Source organism: Gilvibacter sp., assembly GCF_965601605.1.
Lineage (GTDB): Bacteria > Bacteroidota > Bacteroidia > Flavobacteriales > Flavobacteriaceae > Gilvibacter.
Genome location: NZ_CBFCWJ010000041.1, coordinates 106,659 through 113,623 on the forward strand (window position 1 = coordinate 106,659; position 6,965 = coordinate 113,623).

At 45.4% G+C, this 6,965-nt stretch carries 10 protein-coding genes; 1 reads left to right on the forward strand and 9 read right to left on the reverse strand.

The features are described from left to right. Positions 1–768: a tryptophan synthase subunit alpha gene (gene trpA / locus ACSLP7_RS12220; protein ID WP_435579558.1), complete on the forward strand. Its 768-nt coding sequence runs from the start codon at positions 1–3 to the stop codon at positions 766–768. Here trpA and ACSLP7_RS12225 read toward each other — a convergent pair. From ACSLP7_RS12225 to ACSLP7_RS12265, 9 genes are all read right to left on the reverse strand, one after another. After that, positions 743–1,186 carry a hypothetical protein gene (locus ACSLP7_RS12225; RefSeq protein WP_435579559.1) on the reverse strand — a complete coding sequence of 148 codons (444 nt, stop codon included), beginning with the start codon at positions 1,184–1,186 and terminating at the stop codon, positions 743–745. The two genes, trpA and ACSLP7_RS12225, sit on opposite strands and share 26 nt — an antisense overlap. Further along, positions 1,183–1,677 carry a 4'-phosphopantetheinyl transferase family protein gene (locus ACSLP7_RS12230; protein WP_435579560.1) on the reverse strand — a complete coding sequence of 165 codons (495 nt, stop codon included), beginning with the start codon at positions 1,675–1,677 and terminating at the stop codon, positions 1,183–1,185. Before ACSLP7_RS12230 ends, ACSLP7_RS12225 begins: the two co-directional genes overlap by 4 nt. Next, positions 1,674–1,925: an acyl carrier protein gene (locus ACSLP7_RS12235; RefSeq protein ID WP_435579561.1), complete on the reverse strand. Its 252-nt coding sequence runs from the start codon at positions 1,923–1,925 to the stop codon at positions 1,674–1,676. Before ACSLP7_RS12235 ends, ACSLP7_RS12230 begins: the two co-directional genes overlap by 4 nt. Positions 1,926–1,962: 37 nt before the next feature. Then, complete coding sequence (locus ACSLP7_RS12240; protein WP_435579562.1) at positions 1,963–3,252, reverse strand: beta-ketoacyl-[acyl-carrier-protein] synthase family protein; 1,290 nt, start codon at positions 3,250–3,252, stop codon at positions 1,963–1,965. Continuing rightward, on the reverse strand, positions 3,230–4,006 hold the full coding sequence (locus tag ACSLP7_RS12245; RefSeq protein WP_435579563.1) for an SDR family oxidoreductase: 777 nt from the start codon (positions 4,004–4,006) through the stop codon (positions 3,230–3,232). Before ACSLP7_RS12245 ends, ACSLP7_RS12240 begins: the two co-directional genes overlap by 23 nt. Further along, the gene (locus ACSLP7_RS12250) at positions 4,000–5,052 is read right to left on the reverse strand and encodes a type III polyketide synthase (protein ID WP_435579564.1); all 1,053 of its coding nucleotides are present in this window, start codon (positions 5,050–5,052) and stop codon (positions 4,000–4,002) included. The genes ACSLP7_RS12245 and ACSLP7_RS12250 overlap by 7 nt, the downstream gene beginning before the upstream one ends. Continuing rightward, a complete protein-coding gene (locus ACSLP7_RS12255) occupies positions 5,049–5,735 on the reverse strand; it encodes a methyltransferase domain-containing protein (protein ID WP_435579565.1) in 687 nt (228 codons plus the stop codon). The genes ACSLP7_RS12250 and ACSLP7_RS12255 overlap by 4 nt, the downstream gene beginning before the upstream one ends. Then, on the reverse strand, positions 5,725–6,186 hold the full coding sequence (locus ACSLP7_RS12260) for an NAD(P)/FAD-dependent oxidoreductase (RefSeq protein ID WP_435579566.1): 462 nt from the start codon (positions 6,184–6,186) through the stop codon (positions 5,725–5,727). The genes ACSLP7_RS12255 and ACSLP7_RS12260 overlap by 11 nt, the downstream gene beginning before the upstream one ends. Before the next feature lie 588 nt (positions 6,187–6,774). Further along, positions 6,775–6,965, reverse strand: a 191-nt coding sequence (locus ACSLP7_RS12265; RefSeq protein WP_435579567.1) for a hypothetical protein, incomplete at its 5' end; no start/stop codon positions are given.

A 6,965-nucleotide genomic window follows, 5' to 3' on the forward strand; every position in this document is an offset into this window, starting at 1 on the left:
ATGAATCGAATTCAACAGGCCTTAAAACAAGACAAAAAACTGCTATCCATCTATTTCACAGCTGGATTTCCTAAGTTGGACGATACCGTCACGGTAATTCAAGAATTGGAAAATTCCGGAGCCGATATGATCGAGATCGGCTTGCCTTTTAGCGATCCTTTAGCAGATGGACCTACCATACAAGAAAGTTCTACCGACGCCCTAAAAAACGGAATCACTACTGCCCGTCTTTTTGATCAATTAGAGGGTATCCGCGACACGGTGTCCATTCCGCTGATCATGATGGGATATTTCAATCCTATGATGCAATACGGGATGGAAGACTTTTGCAAACGCTGTAGCGACTTGGGTATTGACGGTTTGATCATTCCAGACTTACCCCTGCGCGAGTTTGAATTGGAATACAAGGCCATCTTTGAAAAGTACGGCCTGGACATGGTCTTTCTGATCACTCCACAAACCTCAGAAGCGCGTATCCGTGAAATTGATGCGGCTTCAAACAGTTTTATCTATATGGTAAGCACGGCAAGTACTACGGGAGCGCAAAGTGGCTTTGGCAGTGAAACAACCGCCTATTTTGATCGCATTGCGAGCATGAATCTCAAGAGTGAATGCATTGTTGGTTTTGGGATCAGTAGTGAGGAGACTTTTAAGGCGGCAACCCATAAAGCCAAAGGAGCCATTATTGGATCGGCATTTATCAAAATGCTTCGTGAAAAGGGAACTGCGGGTATTGGAGCCTTTATGAAAGGGATACGTCCCGATTAGGCCAAATGAGGCTGTAAATCTTACTTACAGCGCAATTCCCGAGCGGGAAATAAAGGGCAAAAAAGAGCGCCATGGCCAAGGCAAAGTTTCGTTCACCAAAGAACTGATCCAGAATATTGTTCGGGAAAGCGATGGAAGTTTCTAGCGCATAGCCACCAAATTCTAAAAGCCCCATGGCTATTAGCCCATAGGCATATTGCATGTGGAAAGGCAGACCTCTAAGCAAAAGTGAGATCGGGATCATGTACAGCAAATACACGGTGATGACTTGCCACCAGTAAGTAAATGTGGCAATCTCCACCGTGGCACCAAACCAGTCCATGCCCATTCCCCAACCAAAGTAGAGCAAAACATAGATCAAAATTAGGCGTCTATCGACCTTAAATTTGTCTCGGGCATAGGCGATAAATGCATTCATTCGCTTAAATGGATTAATCTAAAAAACGAACCGTGGTGCGAAATACTTGCAGGGAGCTTCCCTCGTTTTACGGATCTTATAAAAGGCAAACGACCCTTATAGCTAATGGGAACAGTACCGGGCTTTTGGATAGACACGATCGACTTGAAATCCAAATCCTTTAAAACTACATCCGACCACAACTGCTGTTGGTCAATTCCTGTTCTTCCTTTGAACTTATAATGATCTATTTGGATAATCGCTCTCGTTGAATCTATTAATTCAACTTGGATTTTTGATGGACGGAAAAGTCCTTGATAACCCAAGCGGACAACCGATTTAAAAGCTGCCTCCTTTAAACTCCAAAACCGCCAAAGGCTCTGCTTATTGGATTCAAAATGACCGAACTGACTCAGCTCAACAGGCGAACAGACCTTTTGGCTATAGCGCCAAAATCGTCTTTCTGAATCGAAAGTACTTAAGGAAAGATCCACCACATCATTGCCGATCATGCGCTTAATTTTTCTTTGATCACAGCCAAGGAAGCTTCAACGGTCAACATCTTTTCCATGGAATCATTGTCAATCTCAATATCAAAGGCATCTTCTACATCCAAGACCACGTCCACTAAATTAGCGGAGTTGATCTGCAGATCCTCAATAAATCGGGTCTCTGCTTTTAAGTCTTTAAAGGCTTCTTGATTTTGAACATAAGGGCTGATGATCTCCTTGAGACGATCAAAAAATTGGGCATCATTCATGAATTGATTGGATTTGCGGTATTAGCTTGGTTTGAAGTTACGAATTATACTGACGCAATACGACACAGCCGTTGACATCGCCAAAACCAAAACTGGCCTTGATTGCGGTTGTAATTGAGGCATTTATAGCTTGCTGCGGAATCTTCTCTCGTGAAACAAGGGCAGCAATGCTTTCGTGTAGATCCTCTGAATTGATGGAAGGGTGCACAAAATCGTGCTGAATTTGCAAAGCGGTGGCTACTAATTCCACAGCTCCGGAGCCCGACAAACAATGACCCACCATACTTTTAGTGGATTGCAAATAAGGGAAATCTGATCTTTCTACACCAAGCTCGTCAACCCATGCGGCAACCTCATCGGGATCTTTGGCAGTAGCCGTTAAATGGCCATTGATCAGATCAATCTTACTGCCAGAAACACCTGCTGAACTAAGCGCATCCGTAATACATTGTCTCACCGCTTGTGGATTCGGAGCAGTAAGGGTTCCTCCGCCACGTTGCCCTCCGGAATTGATCTGTCCACCCAAAACCTCAGCGATGATCGGAGCTTTTCTTCTCAAGGCCGATTCAAGGGTTTCAATGACAAAGGCACCTGCGCCTCCCCCAGGCACTAAACCTCCTGCCGTAGCACTCATAGGGCGCGACGCTCTTTCTGGAGCATCATTAAATCGCTGACTCGTTACGCGCATGGCATCAAAGCCTGCCCACAGATACGGCCCGTGTTCACAAGTGGAACCGACCAACATACGCTGGGCATAACCCGCTTTAATATGTCTGTAACCCATCAAAAGGGCTTCTGTTCCCGTAGTACAAGCAGACGAATTTGTACTAACTTGATTCCCAGCCCCAATATGTCCAGCGATAAACGCACTAACACCACTGGCCATGGTTTGGATCACCACATTGCTACCTAAACGACGAACCTTTTGTTCATCCACCATTTTCATGGAAGCGTTTAACTTTTCTATCCCAGAAGTTCCAGTTCCAAAAATGACTCCAGTTTGAGGATCGAACTGCTCAGTTCCTAATTCCAAGTCTGCATTTTTCCAGGCCTCATCTGCAGCGATCATCCCATAAATGATTCCGTCGCTGTCAAAATTCCTGACTTGCAAAGGGGTCAAACAGGCGTCGATATGATGCTGCTGTACAGGTGGTATTCCGCCTACTTGACATCCGAATTTAAGATCAGCCAAACGTGGAATAAAGGCAATTCCGGAGCGCCCATCGCGCAATGCCCGCTCAAAATCAGACAAACCGACACCATTGGGAGCAACTACCCCCATGCCCGTAATGACTACACGCGTATTAATGGATATGTGCTCCGCCATCTACTGGAATTACTGCTCCGTTGATCCAAGCCGCTTCTGGACGACATAAAAGTCCTGCTACTTGAGCTACATCCTCTGGAGTGGTTATACGTTTGAATGGACTTCGCGATGCTGCGTACTTTAAGATCTGATCCACATTGGGAATTCGTCTTAACGACGCTGTATCTACTACGCCCGCTTGTATGCAATTAGCACGAATTCCGTGCGGGGCAAATTCTAAAGCGATGCTTCTAGTAATTGCTTCTAAAGCTGCTTTGGCGGCGCCAACCGCCGCATAATGTTTCCAGGCCTTATGACTGCCCTCGCTAGTAAAACTGATGATACGAGTATCGCTTGCAAACAATTTAGCCTGATGCAATTGTTGGGTCCACTCCATTAAACTGCTGGCCATGGCCTCCAAGGTAATGGCCATATCTGTAGCCGTAAGTGATTCCGATTCCGCAAGTGGTTTTACATGCCCTTTGGCAATGGCGTGTATCATCACGCCTATGGATGCTCCTTCTGGCAGGATCTCTTTAAAGTTGGATATCAAAGTGGCAATGCCTTCTGAACGTGTCGCGTCCTTGTTGAAGGTGTGTATAATTGCTTGGGATGGCAACTGATCCAGGCCTTCTTGAAAATTGGCCAAGCTAGCCCGAGGATCGCGGTGAACCAAAAGCAAGTTGTAACCTTGAGCGGCGAGTTGCTGAGTCGTGGCCCAGCCTAAACCTCTGGAGGCTCCCAATATCAAAGCCCATTTGTTTGATCCTACCATTGCAATAAAAGGCGTTGGGCAGAGAATCCAGGTCCGAAGCTCAACATCAAACCTTGAGTTCCTGCGGGGTTATCTTTTTCCATAAAGCGCTCTAAAACATAAAGCACCGTAGCGCTTGACATATTGCCGTAAAGATCCAGCACAGCTCGGGTATCTTCTATCGACTTTCCAAGCGAGCCAAAAAGTTCATCAACAGTCTGCACTATTTTGCGTCCGCCCGGATGAAATATCAAATGGTCCACAGCCTCAATACTACTTCCATGCTTGGCTAAGAACGGATGGATGATCTCACCAAAATGTGAGGCGATCATATTGGGTACTTCTGGATCCAAGATCATCTGCAAACCTTCGTTGGTCAAATCAAAGCCCATGAGGTGAGTGGCGTTGTAAAAATGATACATGCCTTCTCCTAAGATCTGTGGCCCTTGCGCATCCGCAGCTGAAGAAAGTAATACACAAGCGGCGCCATCTCCAAAAATTGCAGCGCTCACCATATTGGCCATAGAATAATCGCTGTGCTGAAAAGTTGCCGTTGGAGATTCCACCGCGATCACTGCCGCCTTTTTATTTGGATTCGATTTTAGAAAATTATAAGCGTAAATGGTTCCCGAAACTCCTGCAGCGCAGCCCATTTCTGTTACCGGCAAACGCATGACATCTTGCCGCAATCCCAAGGCATTGATCAAATAGGCATCCAAACTCGGGATCATAATACCAGTGCAACTCACAGTGATAAGCATGTCGAGTTCTTCAGCCTGCCACCCTGCTTTGTCCAAAGCTTTCTGTAAGGAAGCGATACCTAGATCAATAGCTGCCTTGACAAACAAGCGATTCTTTTCTTCAAAGGAAGTTTGACTAAATACATCTGGCGCATCCATAATAGCATACCGACGGGAGACTCCAGCACCTTCAAAGATCTTAAGAACCTTGCGCTTGAAGCGATCTTCTTGGCCGTCCAACCATTTTGAAACGTAAGGAAGGATCTCATCCGTAGTACGAGAAAACTCGGGCAAGGCCTTGGATACTGCTGTTATACGTACACTCATGAGCGCAACAACCACAGATAACGGAAGGCCCAGTTCCAATTGACTTCCGACTGCATTTTTAGGGTATTCGACATTTGTTTTAGTTCGTGTTTTTTAAATCCTTTTTTAATTGACAACAAGCCGTCATGCATGATCATTTCATTGCGAATAAAGAGACCCAAAGACCAAAAAAGGCCATAAGCAATAGGGCTTCGCTGCAGATCATTCACTACCCAACCCAAACGTGTTTTGGATTTGGCGCTTTCAATCATCTGTTTAATTTGCTGATCGTCAAAATGATGCATAAATAAAGTCGCCAAAACGATATCGCATTCGGGCATGTCCCACTTAAAAACATCTCCTTTAAGATAGGTAATTTCAGGATAGTTCTGTGATCGTTGCTCGGCGAAAGCAATACAAGTTGCGTTTGCATCGACGCCGGTAAAACGCCAATCTAATTGGTGTTTTCTGCTGTAATTTGCTAAATGTCGCAGTTGACTCCCCTCACCACACCCCAAATCAATGATGTGCAAGCCTGTAGCGGAATCCGCCTCACGACTCAGTTTACAAACTCCTTTTAGACTAACAGCATCTCCTCCCAAGCGAGCATTGATCTTGGCCAAGGTTTTAAGGGTATCCAACAACTGTTGCCCTTCCATTTCAAGATCGTCCATCCATTCCAGCTCATGAGATCTATGCTTCATAGGCTAATGACTTATCCACTTTTCCGTGGGTTTGTTTGATGAAAAACGGCAAAATGCCTGGAATAAATCTGATTGCATCCATCGCTAGACTGCTGCCAGCATCACTAGAAAAAATACCCGAAGCAATCCTTCCCATTTGCAGGCGTTTTGAAAACTCACGCTTCCAGCGAGACTGATATCCCCGTAAAGCTTGATTGAGATCCTGGCGTTCGGAAAAGCAATCCATTAACTCCTCGCAGGCCATCTCGGCGCTGCGAATGGCCATACTCATGCCGTTACCACAAAGCGGATGTATCAAGCCAGCAGTGTCACCACACATAATCCAATTACCTTCTACAGGAGGCTTATCCTTAAATGAAATTTGTGCAATGCTCAAGGGTTTATCAAAAACCATCTCCGTTTCATCCAACAAGGCTTTTAAATGCGGATTGGATTTGAGTACCGTATCCATGAATCTCGAGTGATCACGATAGTTTTAAAAACCTCATAACTGGCAATAAAGCAAAATTGATGAGCCCCTGCTCTACTCGGGACACACCACAATAACCACCTTCAAAATGTGCAATGCTCCTAGGGAAGAGTCAAACGCTCCTTTCGCATGCCATTTGGCCGCTACGTAATGGCTTTTTTACTGATGAATTCGCGCTGTAACTTTTATCTAGAATAGATCGCTTCCGTAGGCTGCAATACCAGTTCTTGCGGTATAGCTATTTCCGTCACTGCTCTTTACTTCAACCCCGTTGGTTGTGGATCAATGTTTTCTGCGGATGCCTTACAAATCTGAACACCCACTGACTGGGCCCTTTCAAACATGGCCTGTTCAAGAGCATATCTGCTGATACCAAATCCACCTAGTGGAAGCTTGGCTTGGATAGCTTTGCCCTTGGGATGGGTCCAACTAAAATTCGATATTTCAACAGCTCCTAAGGCAAAGGGATCGATTCCAAGCTTAGTAAGATATGGCAACACTTCATTAGAAATATATTCACCACAGACTTTATGACGCGGATAGGATTTAGGTTCAAAAAGCAGCGCTGATTTACCTTGCTCGGACAGATCTATAGCAGCACTTCAAACCCGCCAATCCACCACCAACAATCAGTACGTCTGCTTCTTGTTGCTTCAAACTTTTGGAATTTCTAAGGTTTATGGAGATGGTAACGTTCTTGGACATGACCAAGCTGCGACCACCCACGCCGTAATCACGGCGATTGATCTCAAAGCTCACCG

Bases quoted from the DNA above. Each gene is read 5' to 3' on its own strand.
- ACSLP7_RS12225 (WP_435579559.1), bottom strand. From the start codon at position 1,186: ATGAATGCATTTATCGCCTATGCCCGAGACAAATTTAAGGTCGATAGA.
- ACSLP7_RS12245 (WP_435579563.1), bottom strand. From the start codon at position 4,006: ATGGTAGGATCAAACAAATGGGCTTTGATATTGGGAGCCTCCAGAGGT.
- ACSLP7_RS12260 (WP_435579566.1), bottom strand. From the start codon at position 6,186: ATGGATACGGTACTCAAATCCAATCCGCATTTAAAAGCCTTGTTGGAT.
- trpA (WP_435579558.1), top strand. From the start codon at position 1: ATGAATCGAATTCAACAGGCCTTAAAACAAGACAAAAAACTGCTATCC.
- ACSLP7_RS12230 (WP_435579560.1), bottom strand. From the start codon at position 1,677: ATGATCGGCAATGATGTGGTGGATCTTTCCTTAAGTACTTTCGATTCA.
- ACSLP7_RS12235 (WP_435579561.1), bottom strand. From the start codon at position 1,925: ATGAATGATGCCCAATTTTTTGATCGTCTCAAGGAGATCATCAGCCCT.
- ACSLP7_RS12240 (WP_435579562.1), bottom strand. From the start codon at position 3,252: ATGGCGGAGCACATATCCATTAATACGCGTGTAGTCATTACGGGCATG.
- ACSLP7_RS12255 (WP_435579565.1), bottom strand. From the start codon at position 5,735: ATGAAGCATAGATCTCATGAGCTGGAATGGATGGACGATCTTGAAATG.
- ACSLP7_RS12250 (WP_435579564.1), bottom strand. From the start codon at position 5,052: ATGAGTGTACGTATAACAGCAGTATCCAAGGCCTTGCCCGAGTTTTCT.